Raw genomic sequence first — 17334 nt, 5'->3', positions numbered from 1 at the left:
ATATTAAATATGTGGGTACAAGCACTCTTATGTGATGTTAGCTAGCTAAGCTATTAAAATAGTTTAAAATCTAAATTTATTAGATGGTACAATAATTATTAACAATTACGCCAATATTATCAATACTTGCTCCGAAACAAAGCAAAAAATCTGCTTATACCCACGGATATAATTATACCACTTTAAGATATATGGCTCAAATACTTAACCACTTCCTAATCATCTCCGCATCCCAGCCTTTGCGTTTGGCGTAATCTTCCGCTTGGTCTTCGTCGATTCTGCCAAGGGTAAAATAATTACTCGCAGGGTGGGTGAAGTACCAGCCGCAGACGCTTGCGGCTGGCCACATTGCGTAGCTTTCGGTGAGTTTCATTCCGATGCGTTTTTCCACTTCGAGTAAATCCCAAATCACTTGTTTTTCGGTGTGTTCTGGGCAGCTTGGGTAGCCTGGGGCTGGGCGGATGCCGACATAGTTCTCATTGATTAAACCTTGGTTGTCGAAGGTTTCATCGGAGTAGCCCCATACTTTGGTGCGGAGTTCAAAGTGGAGATATTCCGCCATTGCTTCGGCTAAGCGGTCGCCAACGGCTTGGAGTAGGATAGCGTTGTAGTCGTCCCCTGCGGTTTTGTAGCTTTCGACCAATTCCATTTCTTCAATGCCTGCACAAACGGCGAACATACCCAACCAATCTTTTCGACCGCTTGCTTGGTCGGCAATGAAATCGCTCAAGGCAAAGTTATAAGGGCTTTTACTGTTCTTACCGCGTTCGCTTTGTTGGCGTAAGTGGTAAGTGGTTGCTACCACGTTTTGGCGATCTTCGCTGTCGAAAATCACTACATCATCGCCACGGCGTTCCGCTGGGAAAATCCCCATAATGCCGCTTGGGTTCATTTTGTGTGTTTGTTCCAAATCGTCTAGCACTTTTTGCGCGTCGTTCCACACACGGCGTGCTTCTTCACCGCTTTCTGGGTGGTCGAAGGCGTCTGGGTAGCCGCCTTTTAAGCCCCAAACCATAAAGAACGGCGACCAGTCGATAAATTTACGCAAGGTTGGAATTGGCACATTTTTGTACTCCACAATGCCTGTCTGTTTTGGCGTTGGTGGCACATAATCCGCCCATTCGCCGCTGAAACCATCAAAGCGATTTTGGCGTGCTTCTTCAATCGGCAGCTGTTTGCGTAGCGGCTTACGGTTGGCAAACGATTGCTGGATTTTTTCGTAATCGGCTTTAAGTTTCGCCCAGAGTTCCGCCTTGGTGTCGGGGTTCATCAATGCCGCACAAGCGGAAACCGCCCGAGACGCGTTGGTGGTATAGACCACTTCGTATTTATATTTTGGATAAAGTTTAATCGCGGTATGCTCTTTGGACGTGGTTGCCCCGCCAATCATCACAGGCAGGTTCAAATTCAAGCGGTTCATTTCGCCTAAAAAATACTCCATTTCGTCCAGCGACGGCGTAATCAAGCCACTTAGGGCGATCACGTCCGCTTTTTCACGAATGGCAGTGTCGATGATTTTATCCGCAGGCACCATCACGCCCAAGTCAATCACTTCAAAGTTATTACATTGCATTACCACGCTCACGATGTTCTTGCCGATGTCGTGTACGTCGCCTTTCACAGTGGCAATCACCACTTTGCCGTTCGATACGCCTTTTTGTTTGGTGGCGTTGATAAATGGCTCTAAGTAAGCCACCGATTGCTTCATTACACGGGCGGATTTCACCACTTGCGGCAGGAACATTTTGCCGTCGCCGAACAAGTCACCGACTACGTCCATTCCGTCCATTAGCGGACCTTCAATCACTTCGAGCGGCGAGTTAAATTTCAAGCGAGCTTCTTCGGTGTCTTCCACAATGTAAGTGGTAATGCCTTTCACCAGCGCGTGTTTCAGGCGTTCTTCCACAGGCAAGTTTCGCCATTCGGCAACCTGATTTTCGTCAGTAAGTGCGGTCGAATTTTTTAACGTTTCTGCAAAATCGAGCAATTTTTCCGTCGCATCTGGGCTACGGTTAAGCACCGCATCTTCCACCACTTCACGCAGTTCTAGGTCGAGATCGTCATAAATCGCCAGCTGCCCTGCATTGACGATCCCCATATCCATTCCTTGCTTAATAGCGTGATATAAGAAAACAGCGTGGATCGCTTCACGCATTGGGTTATTGCCACGGAATGAGAACGAGACATTCGACACACCGCCCGAAATTTTGGCGTGTGGCAACGAACGCTTAATTCGCCCTGTGGCGTTGATGAAATCGACGCCATAGTTGTTGTGTTCTTCGATCCCTGTGCCGATGGCAAAAATGTTCGGGTCGAAAATAATATCTTCGGGCGGGAAGCCGACTTCGTTCACGAGAATATTGTAGGCACGAGTACAGATTTCGACTTTGCGATCTTCGGTATCCGCTTGCCCCACTTCGTCAAACGCCATCACGACCACCGCCGCGCCGTATTTACGCACGAGCTTGGCTTCACGCACAAATTTTTCCACGCCCTCTTTCAGGGAAATCGAGTTGACAATCGGCTTGCCTTGCACCACTTGTAAGCCTGCTTCGATCACTTCCCATTTGGACGAGTCGATCATAATTGGTGCTTTGGCAGCGTCAGGCTCGGTGGCAAGAATATTTAAAAATTGGGTCATCGCCTTTTTGCCGTCAAGCAGTGCTTCGTCCATATTCACGTCGATGACTTGCGCGCCGTTTTCTACTTGGTCGATGGCAATTTCAATCGCATCGGCATAATTTTCCGCCAAAATCAATTTTTTGAATTTCGCTGAACCTGTGACGTTATTTCGCTCGCCAACGTTTACAAACAGGCTGTTTTCGTCCACGTTTAACGGTTCTAACCCTGATAAACGCATTGCAGTTTTGATTTCAGGCAGTGGACGCGGTTTCACGCCTTGGGTGACTTCGACAAAGGCTTTGATATGTTCAGGCGTGGTGCCGCAGCAACCGCCAACGATGTTCAAAAAGCCGCTTTCCGCCCACTCTTTGATATGCTCTGCCATTTCCGCAGCATCTAAATCATAGCCGCCAAAGGCGTTCGGCAAGCCTGCGTTCGGGTGAACAGAAACATAGGTTTCACAAATGTTGGACAGGGTTTCTACATAAGGGCGAAGCTCCTTCGGCCCTAACGCACAGTTTAAGCCGAAGGTGATCGGTTTGGCGTGACGGAGCGAGTTGTAAAAGGCTTCGGTGGTTTGCCCTGAAAGGGTACGCCCCGATGCGTCGGTGATGGTGCCTGAAATCATCACAGGCAGACGCACGCCCAATGCTTCAAACACATTTTCAATGGCAAACACTGCGGCTTTGGCGTTGAGCGTGTCGAAAATGGTCTCGATCATAATCAGATCCGAACCGCCTTTGATTAAACCTTTGCAAGCTTCGGTGTAGGCTTCTACCAACTGCATAAAGGTGATGTTGCGAAAACCGGGGTCATTTACATCAGGCGAAATTGATGCGGTTCTGTTCGTCGGTCCTAAAATCCCAGCCACAAAACGCGGCTTGTCGGGCGTAGAATATTTATCCGCCGCCAAACGTGCCAATTTCGCCCCTGCAAAGTTGAGTTTATAGGCGTAATCTTCCAGTGCGTAATCCGCTTGGGCAATGGTGGTGGAGCTAAAGGTATTGGTCTCAATAATATCCGCGCCCGCTTCAAGGTATTTTTCGTGAATGGCAGAGATTAACAGCGGCTGGGTGAGCGTGAGCAAATCGTTGTTACCACGCAGATCAATTTTGCTCTCTTTAAATTGCTCGCCTCGGAAATCGGCTTCGGTGAGTTTATATTGCTGGATCATCGTCCCCATCGCACCGTCTAAAATCAAAATGCGTTGGGCAAGGGCGTTTTTCAGTAGTGTGTTTGCATGTTTCACAGTCAGAATTCCTGCTTACAGATGTGTGTGTTCAATAACAAAGATAATAGGAAGATGAAAACAGGCGGTCAAACATTATCATCGCGCTCTCAACAGCTTATCCGCCATATTAAAATTGACAAGCATTGGCTTTTTTCGGGTTCAATACGAAACAAGCATTTTCCTGTCCCCGGCATCAATGCCGTTGTCTGGCAACAGAAAAACGCCTGTATTGATAACCCAGTGCTGGCGTTAGCGTTTATAAACGAATAATAAGCTTATCATAAGCTCGTTTGGCTTTTTCCAGCGCCTGTTGTACGGAAATATCACGTGCCAACACAACGCCCATCCGACGATGACCGTTCACTTCGCCTTTGCCGAACAAACGAAGGTCGGTATTCGGCTCTGCCAGCACCTCAACCAAATTGCCAAATTGCACTTGCGTAGATTGACCGTCCACCACAATCGCCTTGGATGCCGACGGGCTGAGCAGTTCAATGTGCGGAATCGGCAGACCTAAAATCGCACGGGCATGTAAGGCGAATTCCGACAATTGTTGTGAAATCAAGGTAACCATGCCGGTATCATGCGGTCGTGGCGAAACTTCATTGAAGATCACTTCGTCGCCACATACAAACATTTCCACGCCGAAAATACCGCGTCCCCCCAATGCCGAGGTGATTTTTTCAGCGACATATTGCGCATTTTTCAATGCCGCATCCGACATCGCCTGCGGCTGCCACGATTCACGGTAATCACCGTCCTGCTGACGATGCCCAATCGGCGCAAGAAACGAAGTGCCGTTAATATGACGCATGGTCAGCAAGGTAATTTCATAGTCAAATTGCACAAATCCTTCGACAATCACGCGCCCGGCTCCGGCACGTCCGCCTTGCTGAGCATAATCCCAAGCCGCCTGTATTTCATCCGCCGAGCGCACCACGCTTTGCCCGTGACCGGAAGAAGACATAATCGGTTTTACCACACAAGGAACGCCAATTTTTTCGACCGCACTTTTGAAGTCCGCAAAATTATCCACAAACTGATAAGGCGATGTTGGCAAACCGAGCTGTTCTGCCGCCAGACGACGAATGCCTTCACGATTCATGGTCAGTTGCGTGGCTTTCGCGGTCGGCACCACATTAAAACCGGCCTGTTCCAGCTCAAGCAATGTTGCCGTAGCAATGGCTTCCACCTCCGGTACAATATAATCCGGTTTTTCCTTTTCTACCAAGGCTTTCAGTGCCTCGCCGTCCAACATGGAAAGGGTGTAGGCGCGGTGCGCCACTTGCTGTGCCGGCGCGTCGGCATAGCGATCCACCGCAATAACTTCTACCCCTAACCGCTGTAGCTCAATCGCCACTTCTTTGCCGAGTTCGCCAGAACCGAGCAGCATTACTTTGGTTGCCGTCGGCGTTAATGCCGTGCCTAATGTTGTCATTTGCCTTATCCTTATTAATTATGGGTTGAGTAAACGGTCATCTAATAATAAATCGGCATTTTTATTGATACCGACGCCACGCGCTAAAATATGTTCGGCGATCTCATGTGCTTCCGGCAACGAATGCTCCGTATAGGTGCCGCATTGATATTCGTTCAGCTCGGGAATGGCATTCTGATCAGTGACGGACAGCACGTCCCGCATAGACGCCAGCCACGCATCGGCAACCTGTTGTTCATTCGGCGTGCCGATCAGCGACATATAAAAACCGGTGCGACAGCCCATTGGTGAAATATCAATAATTTCCACCTTATCGCTGTTTAAATGTTCGCGCATAAATCCGGCGAACAGATGTTCCAGCGTATGAATGCCTTTAGGCGGCAAAATCTCTTTATTTGGCATACAAAAACGCAAATCAAACACTGTAATATCATCCCCTTTCGGCGTGCGCATCGTTTTCGCCACACGCACCGCTGGCGCATGCATTCGGGTGTGATCCACTTTAAAACTATCCAGTAACGGCATAACTTTTCCTCAATAATAACATTTAATTTTCTTTCTGAACTTTTCTGCTCATATCCTGTCTTAACATACAGCAACTTGCAGTTGTTTTAATAAAATTGGTTCCTTAGGTTATTTAGCCATCCATTTTGGATGGCTTTTTATTACATATCGTACGATGTAAATTTATGTAAATAACACGATATCAAGCTGACAAATAGCATACTCTAAAACGAAATTAACTATTTGATAAATTTTATTTTTTACCCTATTTTTAAAAAGAAAAAATCCACCTATGAATTTATTTCTATAAATTTGTAAATTTTTGTAAAGATTCGCTCAGTTTTATGCTAGACTACAGTCTCTGTAAAAATAGCAACTTGCAGTTGTTCAATAAAAATTGGTTCCTTAGGTTATTTGACCGTCTGTTTCAGACGGTCTTTTTTTCTTCTCAGTTCCTACCACTGAACAAAAGTGCGGTAAAAAATAGGCAAGAATCCGCGCTTGCTTTCACCTTAATCCTGCATATATTGCCGTATGTATGCATCGCGATCCCGCTGTGTCACGGTGCGTACCACTCGACAAGGATTGCCTAGCGCCAAACTGTCGGCGGGAATATCTTTCGCCACCACTGCGCCCGCGCCGATCACCGCATTATCGCCGACTGTCACGCCGGGCAGTATCACGACATTACCGCCGACCCACACATTATTGCCGATCACAATCGGCTTTGCCTGCTCCCAGCCCTCATTGCGCAGTTGCGGGTGCAACGGATGCCCGACCGTATAAAGGCTGACATTCGGCGCAAACATCACATTATCGCCGATTTTGACCCCGCCGCTGTCCAATATGGTGCAGTGATAATTAGCAAAAAAATTCTCGCCGACTTCAATAAAACAACCGTAATCGCAGAAAAACGGCGCATTAATGTGTGGCGTATTTTTAGTTTTGCCCAAAATCGCTGTGATCAAACGTGCTTTTGCCGCCTGATCCGACGGGCGGATTTGGGTATTATAGTCGAATAAGCGTTCTTTGTTTTCCCGGCGCAATTTCACTAGTTCGTCCGAAGCAGGCTGATGTGCCATTCCTGCTAACATTTTTTCTTTTTCCGACAACATCTTATCCTTCCACGATCCGTCCGATGCGCACATCAAACACATCCATGCCTGCCGCCAACCCCGCCTGCACGCCAAGATCGGCATCTTCAAACACCAAACAATCCGCCGGTTTAACCGCAATCAGTTCAGCACAACGTAAAAACGTATCCGGCGCCGGTTTATGTTTTTGCACGTCTTCCGCCGTCACAACCGCACTGAAACACCTGTGCAGCTGAAACTTATCCAACAATATTTCCGTTATTTTACGGTGCGATCCGGTGCCCAGCGCCAACGGTTTTTTCCCGACGAACGTTTTTACCACTTCTGCCGCCGGCAGCAGCGAGGAATGCTGCATAATCAATTTAACACCATACTCGCGTTTCAGGCTGATCACTTTATCAATCAGCTCCGCCGGCATATTGGCTGCGTTCATCATAGCTTGAGCAATGGTGCGTACCGGCGCACCGCCAAGCTGATACATAATCTGCCCATCCAGCGGATAGCCCATTTGTTCGCCCACCATATCCCATGCTTTTTTATGGCTCGGCATGGTGTCGATCACCGTTCCGTCCATATCAAAGATTAATCCTTTATACCGCTCAAAAAGCCGTTTATCCAACATGCCGATACCTTACACAAAAAATTTTAGATATTTTGCTATAAAATTGTGATCTTCGCACTATTTCATTTGCAAATATTCGGTTAAAGTAAAATCTTATTAATTAATGGTAATCACGGACATGGATCTGCAACAACGCCTTATTTTTTTACAACAACGTCGGCTGATTGATGACAGCGTATGCCGGCTGGTGCTGGAAATTCGCACTTATTTGTTTGAACACTGGCATGCTGATGTTCAAACCAAACAGGCCGGAATGCTGTTTGTTCATCTGGCGATGGCGCTAGCCAGAATTAAGCGTGGTTACGCCGCCCAAAGTCTGCATCGGGATATGCTGGCGGAGATAAAAAGTGCGGTCAGTTTTCCCAAAGTTTTACAACGTCATCAGGAAATACTGGCACTGATTCCCTTTGCCGTGCCGGAAAGTGAACAAACCCATTTCATCGCCAATATTTACGCGCTGTCACTGGCACAGCCGACTATCCTGCCGGATTGATGAATAATATTCAGCATGACCTAATGCTGAAATTGCACGCGCCGGGCTACACATAACGCTTCAAATGAATACTGGTTTCAGTTGTGCGGATAGATTTATTCGCGCGTATTCTTTCAAGGGCTGAACCCAGTTCTTCCAATGTCGGTGCATTGAGTTCGGCAAGAATATCCCAGCGCCCGTTGGTGTCGTAGATCGCTTTCACGCAAGGCTCGCCACGCAGGGCTTTCATGACATCCAAGGTGGTACCGCCCTCCACAAGAATGGAACACCACGCGCACACGCCGTTTAACGCCACTGTAGGGCGTATTTCCACCGAATAGCCTAAGATAATCCCTTCTTTTTCAAGGCGTGTAATGCGGTTTGTGACCGTCGCGCGCGAGACCCGTAATTTTTGAGCCAAAAAAGCGATGGAATAGCGGGCGTTTTCACGTAATAAGCTAAGTAATGCCTGATCGGTTTTATCTAAAACTGACATAATGTCACTCCTTGCTTGCAAAATGCCTAAAAACTGACGAAATATTAGCAAATTTTAGTATTTTAATTAACAAGAAATCTTGTACACTAAACACGTTGCAACAATTCATTAACGTATCATTAACTTTAGTGGAGGAAGGCTATGTCATACTTATCATCTATTGCAGGAAGTTTACCGACTATCATCATCAGCCCGCAAGACATTGCAAACGTAGTGCAACGCCAAGGCATAAAACAAACGCTGGCGGGAATGATGCAATATATCCTTGAGGATTTTCTGCATTGGGACGCTTTTGATAAAACACCGCGCATCGGCAACTTGGTGCCCGACGGTGTGTTGGAGTTGATGCCGATTGCCAATCAAAAACAATACAGTTTTAAATATGTGAACTGCCACCCCAAAAACCCGCAGCTCGGGCTTTCTACCATTCTCGCTTTCGGTGCGTTAGTCAGCAACGATACCGGACAACCTGAAGTGATCAGCGAATTTACCCTAACCACCGCATTGCGCACGGCGGCAACTTCGGTGCTGGCGGCAAAATACCTTGCTCGTCCAAATAGCAAACGGATGGCAATTATCGGTAACGGCTGCCAAAGCGAGTTTCAAGCCTTAGCGTTCTATCATTTACTTGGCGTTGAAGAATTGGCGTTATACGACATCGACCGCGCCGCCAGTGAAAAATTGACAAAAAATTTGGCAGACACCGATCTGAAAATTGAGATTTTCGACAGCGTAGCGCAAGCGGTCAAAAATGCCGATATCATCACCACGGTTACGGCGGAATATTCGCGCGCCAACATTATTACGCCGAAAATGATTGAAGCAGGAATGCACATTAACGCCGTGGGCGGTGACAATATCAACAAAACCGAATTGCATATCGATGTGGTGAAAAATGCAACCACCTATGTAGAATTTGAACCGCAAACCCGCATTGAAGGCGAATTACAAAATATGCCGGCGGATTTTCCCGTATTCCCGCTGTTTGAAGTGTTCCAATCGGGCAAATCGGCACGCAAATCCGATGATGAAATCACCTTATTCGACTCCGTAGGCTTTGCGATTGAGGATTTCTCCGCCATCCGTTATATGCACGACACCGTGATAAAACTTGGCTTAGCGCGCCCGCTTTCGCTCACTCCAGACTTGACAGATCCGAAAGATTTATTTAGCTACCTCAGCGACTATGCAAACACGTAGTCTATTCGAAGAAAAAGGAGATGTGCCGTTATGTGTTAACCATAACCACGTTCTAACTCAATGAAGTGCAGCGGACGTTGCACTTCGCATAGGGAGGCTCTATGTCCACAGCAAAATCCGACAAATCGACTCAAAGCATCGATATCCCCTTTTTTTATGCCTTATTGCCTATTCTTGTGATGATTACGGCAATGGCGATTTCCATCATTAAATTTGAAGCCTCACCGCACGTTCCGCTGCTTATTGGCGCCATTACCGCCGCCCTGGTTGCGGTCAAATTCGGCTATCGCTGGGAGACAATTGAACAAGGCATTTACCGCGGTATTAAAATGGCGCTGCCTGCCATTGTGATCATTATTATGATTGGGCTAACCATTGGCGCATGGCTCGGCGGCGGCATTGTAGCGACAATGATTTACTATGGTTTGAAGCTCATCTCACCGTCACTTTTCTTGTTTACCATTTGTATTATTTGTGGCTTGGTTACCCTTGCCATAGGGAGTTCATGGTCAACCATGGGAACGATCGGCGTAGCGGCTATCGGGATTGGATTGAGTATCGGCATTCCGACACCAATGGTCGCAGGTGCGGTGATTTCCGGAGCATATTTCGGCGACAAAATGTCTCCGCTTTCCGACACCACCAACCTCGCCGCCGGCATTACCGGCACGGATTTGTTTGAACATATCAAACATATGTTCACGACCACCGTGCCCGCTTATATCATCGCCTTGTGTGTGTATTGGTATCTAGGCATGCAGTTCAATGCCGCCGATACGAATTTTTCCCATATTGAAAGCGTAATGGACAACATCAGCAAAAACTTTGTCATTAGTCCGTGGTTGCTGATTGTGCCGGTAGTCGTAGTGATCTTAGTGATGAAAAAAGTCCCTGCAATTCCTGCATTAACGGTCGGTATTTTGCTCGGTTCACTCTGCCATATTGTAGTGCAAGGGGCGGATGTTGGCGTGGCGGTCAAAACCTTACACGACGGCTTCCAAATCGAAAGCGGTCATGAAATTATCGACACGCTCTTTAACCGCGGCGGTATCGAATCCATGATGTACACCATTTCGCTAACCATCGTTGCAATGAGCTTCGGCGGCATTGCCGAACAAACGGGGATGCTCAAATCGGTCGTGTCCACCATCTTACACTTTGCCCGTAACGCCGGTATGTTGATTATCGCCACAATTTTCTCTTCCGTAGTTACCAACTGCACCACCTCCGAACAATACATTTCCATCTTACTGCCGGGCAGAATGTACGTTACCGCCTACAAAGAACGCAAATTGCATTCTAAAAATCTCTCCCGCGCCTTGGAAGACGGCGGCACAGTAACTTCCGTCCTCGTGCCGTGGAACACCTGCGGCGTATATGCCTACTCAATGCTGCAAGTCAGTGCCTTTGAATACGCGCCCTACGCCGTATTCAACTATGCGGTACCAGTTTTGGCAATCTGCCTTGCGTTGTTCAATATCAAAATCGAACGAATTGAAGATGCTCATCAGGCTTCTTAACCTTGATAAAAGTCGGGGCGTGAGTTTGAAAAAACGCGCGCTCAGACGGTAAATTATTTGAATAAAAATCTCCTGAGAGGTTTACTCAACTTCAGTATTATGTAGTAAATACACCAAACGGCTACTGAGACGCTCATTAAGTATATTGAAAACGACAGAATATCTACAGGGTGGAATAAAAACAGTATGGAATGAGAAAGTTAAATGAATGGCGCACCCGAAAGGATTCGAACCTTTGACCGCTCGGTTCGTAGCCGAGTACTCTATCCAGCTGAGCTACGGGTGCGCATAATTGTGAATTTCAGACCTGTCATTTGACCATTTTAATCTTATTGTAGAGTTCAATAAGATGGCGCACCCGAGAGGATTCGAACCTCTGACCGCTCGGTTCGTAGCCGAGTACTCTATCCAGCTGAGCTACGGGTGCCCTGAGCAAATGGCGGTGAGAGAGGGATTCGAACCCTCGATGGAGTTTTTGACCCCATACTCCCTTAGCAGGGGAGCGCCTTCAGCCTACTCGGCCATCTCACCACAATCGGTTTGTGGGCGGTATGATACGAATAGACCTGTCATAAGTCAAATTATTTTTTCTAAATCCCGGCTTAGTTGCATGATTTATCTACAACCTAATCATAAAACCGATTTAGCCGCGCAAAATCGCCCGCAAATTAGCAATATGAGTTTTTGTCACCTCCTGTTGATGCGCCTCGCTTAACGGCGGCTTATCCCGCTCCCATTGCACATCATCGGCGGGCAGCTCGGATAAAAAACGGCTCGGTTCGGGTTTTATCAGTTCACCGAACTGGCGACGCGCTTTACACAGCGAAAAGGTCAGCGTTTGTTGCGCACGAGTAATGCCCACATAAGCCAACCGCCGTTCTTCCTCCACGTTATCTTCATCAATACTGGTTTGATGCGGCAGAATATTTTCTTCCATCCCCACCAGAAAAACATGCGGAAACTCCAGCCCTTTCGAGGCATGCAACGTCATTAACTGCACCTGATCGGCTTGTTCATCGTCTTCGCCACGCTCTAACATATCACGCAGAGCCAGACGGGTCACCACCTGATTTAAATTCATCGGCTCATTAAATTCATCGCCTTTCAGCATATCGCCGACCCACTCGAACAACGTCGCCACATTTTTACTCTGCATCTCCGCCATTTTCGGGCTGGCGGCATGTTCGTACAAATATTCTTCATAATTCAGCTGCGCCAGCATACGCCGCACCGCACTTTGCGGCTCCGCGCGCAGCAATTCGTCGTTCAACTCCACTATCCAACGAGCAAACCCTTGCAGCGCGTTATAAGCTTTCGGCGTCACCCGCTGCATCAGTTCAAACTCAAATATCGCCGCAAATAAACTCACCCCTTTCTCCTGCGCCAACATACCAAGTTTTTCCAGCGTCGCCGTACCGATTTCCCGTTTCGGCGTGTTAATAATGCGCAGCAAGGCCGAATCGTCATCCTGATTAACCAGCAAATGCAAATAAGCCATCATATCTTTGATTTCCACCCGTGAAAAAAACGACGTACCGCCGGAAATTTTATACGGAATCCGGTTTTGCATCAGCACTTTTTCAAACAACCGAGATTGATGATTGCCACGGTATAAAATGGCATAATCACGATACCGAGTCTTACGCATAAAGCGATGCGCAATCAGCTCACCGACCACGCGTTCCGCTTCATGTTCCTCATTTTTCGCTTCGATAACCTGTAGCTTTTCGCCCTCGCCCAGCGTAGAAAACAGTTTCTTATCAAACACATGCTCATTATTGGCAATCAGAATATTGGCACAATGTAAAATTCGTTCGGTGGAACGGTAATTCTGCTCCAGCTTAATCACATTCAGACGCGGAAAATCGTTTTTCAGCCGCACCATATTTTGCGGACGCGCGCCGCGCCATGAATAAATGGACTGATCATCATCGCCGACCACCGTAAAACATGCCCGTTCACCGACTAATAATTTAATCAGCTCATATTGGCTGGTGTTGGTATCTTGGTATTCATCAACCAGCAAATAGCGAATTTTCTCCTGCCATTTCGACCGCACTTCGGCATTGCGCTTAAACAATAACGTCGGCAGCATAATGAGATCATCAAAATCCAGTGCATTATACGCGCGCAGCTGATTGGCATAGCGTTCATAACAGCGGGCGAAAATCTGCTGTTTCGCATCATGTGCCTGCGCCAGTGCCTGTTGCGGCAATAGCAAATCGTTTTTCCAATTGGAAATGGCAGCCACCAACCCGCGCAGCATGTCTTTATCGTCCGGCGGCAAAACATCCGTCGTCAACGCCTTTAATAACGCCATCTGATCATGTTCATCAAACAGCGTCATCCCCGATTTAAAGCCTAAATGCCGATACTCGCGCTTGATAATATCAAATCCCAATGTGTGAAAGGTGGAAACCAACAAGCCGCGGCTTGCCGCCCTGCCGATAGAATGCGCCACCCGCTCTTTCATCTCGCGCGCTGCCTTATTGGTAAAAGTCACCGCCGCGATTTGCTTCGGTAAATAACCGCACTTTTCCACCAAATACGCAATCTTATTAATAATGACGCGGGTTTTGCCCGAACCGGCACCGGCTAACACCAAACAAGGACCGGACACATATTCCACCGCCTGCTGTTGCTGATTGTTCAACTTCATTCTTTATTCCTGTAGCCAAGTGTAAGGCAGCAACGCCGTATCCAATAAAAACGACAACGGCAAATCCAAAATCGGCAAGCCCCACCGCTGCGTCATCTGCCAGTCATATTTCGTCCCGGCATAAGCCGTATATTGCTCCGTCGGATCAATCAACTTAACCACCGTCCCGCAACCGGACAAACCGCAAAGTGCGGTGAAAATAATGAGTGTTTTTTTCATAGCGTTCTAAATGTTAAATTTTTTGAATTATAAACCGATTTTAATAGATTTCTAAAAAAAGAAAAATCGCATAAAAAACTACCGCACTTTTCGCCAACATCCCTTCCGCAAATCATACCGTTGTGGAATTAGGCTAAATGGCGCGTTTGGTCTATAATGTGGGGTCAATAAATAACGCATAAAACGAGAATAGTATGGCTAATATCGCAGAAAACCCGCTTGTCCTAGTGGACGGTTCTTCCTATTTATACCGCGCGTTTCACGCTTTTCCGCCGCTTACCAATTCCCTCGGGGAGCCGACCGGGGCGATGTACGGCGTGTTGAATATGTTGAAAAGTCTGATTTCGCAGGTACAACCGAGCCATATTGCCGTCGTGTTTGACGCCAAGGGCAAAACTTTCCGCGATGAAATGTTTGAACAATATAAATCGCATCGCCCGCCCATGCCCGATGATCTGCGCAAGCAAATCCGACCGTTGCACGATATTATCCGCGCACTGGGTATTCCGCTACTGGTTGTCGAAGGCGTGGAGGCGGATGATGTGATCGGCACGTTGGCGGTACAAGCCTCAAACAACGGGCAACATGTGCTGATCAGTACCGGTGATAAAGATATGGCGCAACTGGTCAATGACAATATTATGCTAATCAATACTATGAACAATACGCTGCTTGATCGCGATGGCGTGATTGACAAATATGGCATTCCGCCGGAGTTGATCATTGATTATCTGGCGTTAATGGGCGACAGTTCGGACAATATTCCCGGCGTGTCCGGTGTCGGTGAAAAAACCGCCTTGGGTTTATTGCAAGGAATCGGCAGTATGGCAGAGATTTACGCCAATTTGGAAAAAGTGGCGGATTTACCGATTCGCGGCGCCAAAAAATTAGGCGAAAAACTGCAAGCCGCCAAAGCGGATGCGGATTTATCTTACTTGCTTGCGACCATAAAAACCGACGTGGCGCTGGACATTCAGCCCGCGCAGCTGACGCTAGGCGAGCGCAACAACGATCAATTAATTGAATATTTCGGTCGCTACGAGTTCAAACGCTGGCTGACGGAAGCCATGGCGGGCGAAAGTTCGGTCACCAGTGGCAACGTTCAGCCGGCTAAAATCAATCCTTATCAGGCAACGCCGGCGGTCGGTGATAATAAAAGTGCGGTGAAAAATCCGGTAAAAATCGACCGCACTTTGTACCAAACGGTGAATACGCCGGAAAAACTCGACCGTTGGATCGATAAAATCAAACAGGCAAAACTGATTGCCGTAGATACGGAAACCGACTCGCTGGACGCCATGCAGGCAAATCTGGTGGGAATCTCTTTCGCGCTGGAAAACGGTGAGGCCTGTTATATTCCGCTTGCTCACACCCGCGAAGTTGCCGTCGATGCGGAAAATGCTCAAGCGGATTTGTTTGCTGAGACCGCAAGCCCGCCGCAAACTCGAATTGAACCGGCGCCGGATCAACTGGATAAAGCCGATTGTCTGGCGCGTTTAACTCCGCTACTGGAAGATGCGCAGATCCAAAAAGTTGGACAGAATATTAAATATGATCTAACCATTTTTGCCAATCATCATATTAATTTGCAAGGCGTCGCCTTTGATACCATGCTGGAATCCTATGTGTTAAACAGCACCGGACGTCATAATATGGACGATTTGTCGGCGCGTTATCTCGGTCATCAAACCATCGCATTTGAAACCTTAGCGGGTAAGGGCAAAAATCAGCTGACATTCGATCAAATCGATATCGCCCAAGCCACCGAATATGCGGCGGAAGACGCGGATGTCACCATGAAGCTGCACCAAACGTTATGGCACGAGCTGACACAAATTCCTGCGCTGACGAACCTATTTACCCGTATCGAATTGCCGCTCATCGGCGTGCTATCGCGCATGGAACGCCACGGCGTGCTGATCGACAGCCAAACGCTGCGAAATCAATCGGAGGAAATCAGCGCAAGATTGACCGCACTTGAAGCGCAGGTGCATGAGGCGGCAGGCGAACCGTTTAATCTGGCGTCCACCAAACAGTTGCAGGAAATTCTTTTCGGCAAACTGGGACTGCCGATTGTCGCCAAAACCCCGAAAGGTGCGCCGTCCACCAATGAAGATGTGCTGGATGAACTGGCGCAGCAAGGGCATTTGGTGCCGAAGTTGCTTATTGAACACCGTGGGCTGGCGAAGTTAAAATCCACTTATACCGATAAATTGCCGCAGATGATCAACCCACACACCGGACGGGTGCACACCTCTTATCACCAAGCGGTCACCGCTACCGGACGGCTGTCATCCAGCGATCCGAATCTACAAAATATTCCAATTCGCAACGACGCCGGCCGGCGCATTCGTCAGGCATTTATCGCACGCCCCGGCTACAAAATCATCGCCGCCGACTATTCTCAAATTGAGCTACGGATTATGGCGCATCTGTCCAAAGACAATGGCTTAATCGGCGCATTTAACGAGGGCAAGGATATTCACCGTTCCACCGCAGCGGAAATTTTCGGTTTGGCACTGGAACAAGTCACCAGCGAACAGCGACGCAGCGCTAAAGCGATTAATTTCGGGCTAATTTACGGCATGAGCGCGTTCGGACTTTCCCGCCAACTCGGAATTGCGCGCGGCGAAGCGCAGAAATATATGGATTTGTATTTCCAACGCTATCCCGGCGTGCAAACCTTTATGCACGATATTCGTGAAACCGCCAAAGCACAAGGCTATGTGGAAACCCTGTTCGGACGTCGTTTATATCTGCCGGATATTGCCTCTTCCAACGCAATGCGGCGTAAGGGCGCGGAACGGGTGGCGATTAACGCACCGATGCAGGGCAGCGCTGCCGATATCATTAAACTTGCCATGATTGCCATTGATCAAGAAATCCACAACGATCCCGATATTCTGATGATTATGCAGGTACACGATGAACTGGTGTTTGAAGTGCGGTCGGAAAAAACGGAAAAATACGCCCGCAGGATTAAATCCTTAATGGAAAGCGCCGCACAATTGGTCGTACCGTTAATTGTCGATGTCGGCATCGACGATAACTGGGATGAGGCGCATTGAGCCGTATATTTTGGGCTTAGATGAGAAAAGCGATTAATCCTAAGCCTAACTTTACTGCTCTAAGAACTGAAATTGTGTGGAAAAAACCTTGAACTAAAGGGGCTGAGATTAAACTACCCAGTCATTACGCAATCTCAACGAAATTTTTTAGCCATTATCAAGAAGAAATCACTATTATTCATTTAATCA

13 protein-coding genes and 3 tRNA genes are annotated in these 17334 nt (G+C 47.8%); 5 read left to right on the top strand and 11 right to left on the bottom strand.

Going from position 1 to position 17334, the window contains the following annotated elements; genetic code table 11:
* Nucleotides 1-196 precede the first annotated feature (196 nt).
* Entirely contained in the window at nt 197-3871 is a 3675-nt protein-coding gene (gene metH, locus BN3349_RS00200) for a methionine synthase (RefSeq protein WP_040975320.1), read from the bottom strand.
* Between the two features lie 54 nt (nt 3872-3925).
* On the opposite strand from metH, the gene BN3349_RS00195 reads away from it, so the two are divergent.
* Complete coding sequence (locus BN3349_RS00195; RefSeq protein ID WP_040975319.1) at nt 3926-4123, top strand: hypothetical protein; 198 nt, start codon at nt 3926-3928, stop codon at nt 4121-4123.
* On the opposite strand, the gene purT is transcribed toward BN3349_RS00195, so the two are convergent.
* From purT to BN3349_RS00175, 4 genes are all read right to left on the bottom strand, one after another.
* Nucleotides 4110-5291: a formate-dependent phosphoribosylglycinamide formyltransferase gene (gene purT, locus BN3349_RS00190; protein WP_040975318.1), complete on the bottom strand. Its 1182-nt coding sequence runs from the start codon at nt 5289-5291 to the stop codon at nt 4110-4112. The two genes, BN3349_RS00195 and purT, sit on opposite strands and share 14 nt — an antisense overlap.
* An 18-nt stretch (nt 5292-5309) precedes the next feature.
* The gene (gene luxS, locus BN3349_RS00185) at nt 5310-5816 is read right to left on the bottom strand and encodes an S-ribosylhomocysteine lyase (RefSeq protein WP_040975317.1); all 507 of its coding nucleotides are present in this window, start codon (nt 5814-5816) and stop codon (nt 5310-5312) included.
* A gap of 491 nt (nt 5817-6307) precedes the next feature.
* On the bottom strand, nt 6308-6910 hold the full coding sequence (locus tag BN3349_RS00180) for a sugar O-acetyltransferase (protein WP_040975316.1): 603 nt from the start codon (nt 6908-6910) through the stop codon (nt 6308-6310).
* A gap of 1 nt (nt 6911) precedes the next feature.
* Complete coding sequence (locus BN3349_RS00175; protein ID WP_040975315.1) at nt 6912-7511, bottom strand: beta-phosphoglucomutase family hydrolase; 600 nt, start codon at nt 7509-7511, stop codon at nt 6912-6914.
* 103 nt (nt 7512-7614) lie between these two features.
* Between BN3349_RS00175 and BN3349_RS00170 the strand changes: the two genes are divergently transcribed.
* Nucleotides 7615-8004, top strand: coding sequence for a hypothetical protein (locus BN3349_RS00170; RefSeq protein ID WP_370738125.1), 390 nt, complete (start codon nt 7615-7617; stop codon nt 8002-8004).
* 46 nt (nt 8005-8050) lie between these two features.
* Here BN3349_RS00170 and BN3349_RS00165 read toward each other — a convergent pair whose 3' ends face one another.
* On the bottom strand, nt 8051-8479 hold the full coding sequence (locus tag BN3349_RS00165) for an Lrp/AsnC family transcriptional regulator (RefSeq protein ID WP_032108275.1): 429 nt from the start codon (nt 8477-8479) through the stop codon (nt 8051-8053).
* A gap of 141 nt (nt 8480-8620) precedes the next feature.
* Between BN3349_RS00165 and ocd the strand changes: the two genes are divergently transcribed.
* A complete protein-coding gene (ocd, locus tag BN3349_RS00160; protein ID WP_040975313.1) occupies nt 8621-9679 on the top strand; it encodes an ornithine cyclodeaminase in 1059 nt (352 codons plus the stop codon).
* 101 nt (nt 9680-9780) lie between these two features.
* The gene (gene nhaC / locus BN3349_RS00155; protein ID WP_048736590.1) at nt 9781-11199 is read left to right on the top strand and encodes a Na+/H+ antiporter NhaC; all 1419 of its coding nucleotides are present in this window, start codon (nt 9781-9783) and stop codon (nt 11197-11199) included.
* Between the two features lie 209 nt (nt 11200-11408).
* Here nhaC and BN3349_RS00150 read toward each other — a convergent pair.
* The 5 genes from BN3349_RS00150 to BN3349_RS00130 form a co-directional block, all read right to left on the bottom strand.
* Nucleotides 11409-11485 (bottom strand) — tRNA-Arg (locus BN3349_RS00150).
* 64 nt (nt 11486-11549) lie between these two features.
* Nucleotides 11550-11626 (bottom strand) — tRNA-Arg (locus BN3349_RS00145).
* Nucleotides 11627-11636: 10 nt separating this feature from the next.
* Nucleotides 11637-11730: transfer RNA gene (locus BN3349_RS00140), tRNA-Ser, on the bottom strand.
* Nucleotides 11731-11842: 112 nt separating this feature from the next.
* Nucleotides 11843-13858, bottom strand: coding sequence for a DNA helicase Rep (gene rep / locus BN3349_RS00135; protein ID WP_040975312.1), 2016 nt, complete (start codon nt 13856-13858; stop codon nt 11843-11845).
* Nucleotides 13859-13861: 3 nt separating this feature from the next.
* Nucleotides 13862-14077, bottom strand: a complete 216-nt coding sequence (locus tag BN3349_RS00130; RefSeq protein WP_040975311.1) for a YceK/YidQ family lipoprotein — start codon at nt 14075-14077, stop codon at nt 13862-13864.
* A 194-nt stretch (nt 14078-14271) separates the two neighbouring features.
* Between BN3349_RS00130 and polA the strand changes: the two genes are divergently transcribed.
* Complete coding sequence (gene polA, locus BN3349_RS00125; RefSeq protein ID WP_040975310.1) at nt 14272-17145, top strand: DNA polymerase I; 2874 nt, start codon at nt 14272-14274, stop codon at nt 17143-17145.
* Nucleotides 17146-17334: the final 189 nt, after the last annotated feature.

This window comes from Necropsobacter massiliensis (assembly GCF_000827595.2).
In the GTDB taxonomy this organism is placed as follows: domain Bacteria; phylum Pseudomonadota; class Gammaproteobacteria; order Enterobacterales; family Pasteurellaceae; genus Necropsobacter; species Necropsobacter massiliensis.
This window is presented reverse-complemented; position numbering and strand designations above follow the sequence as displayed.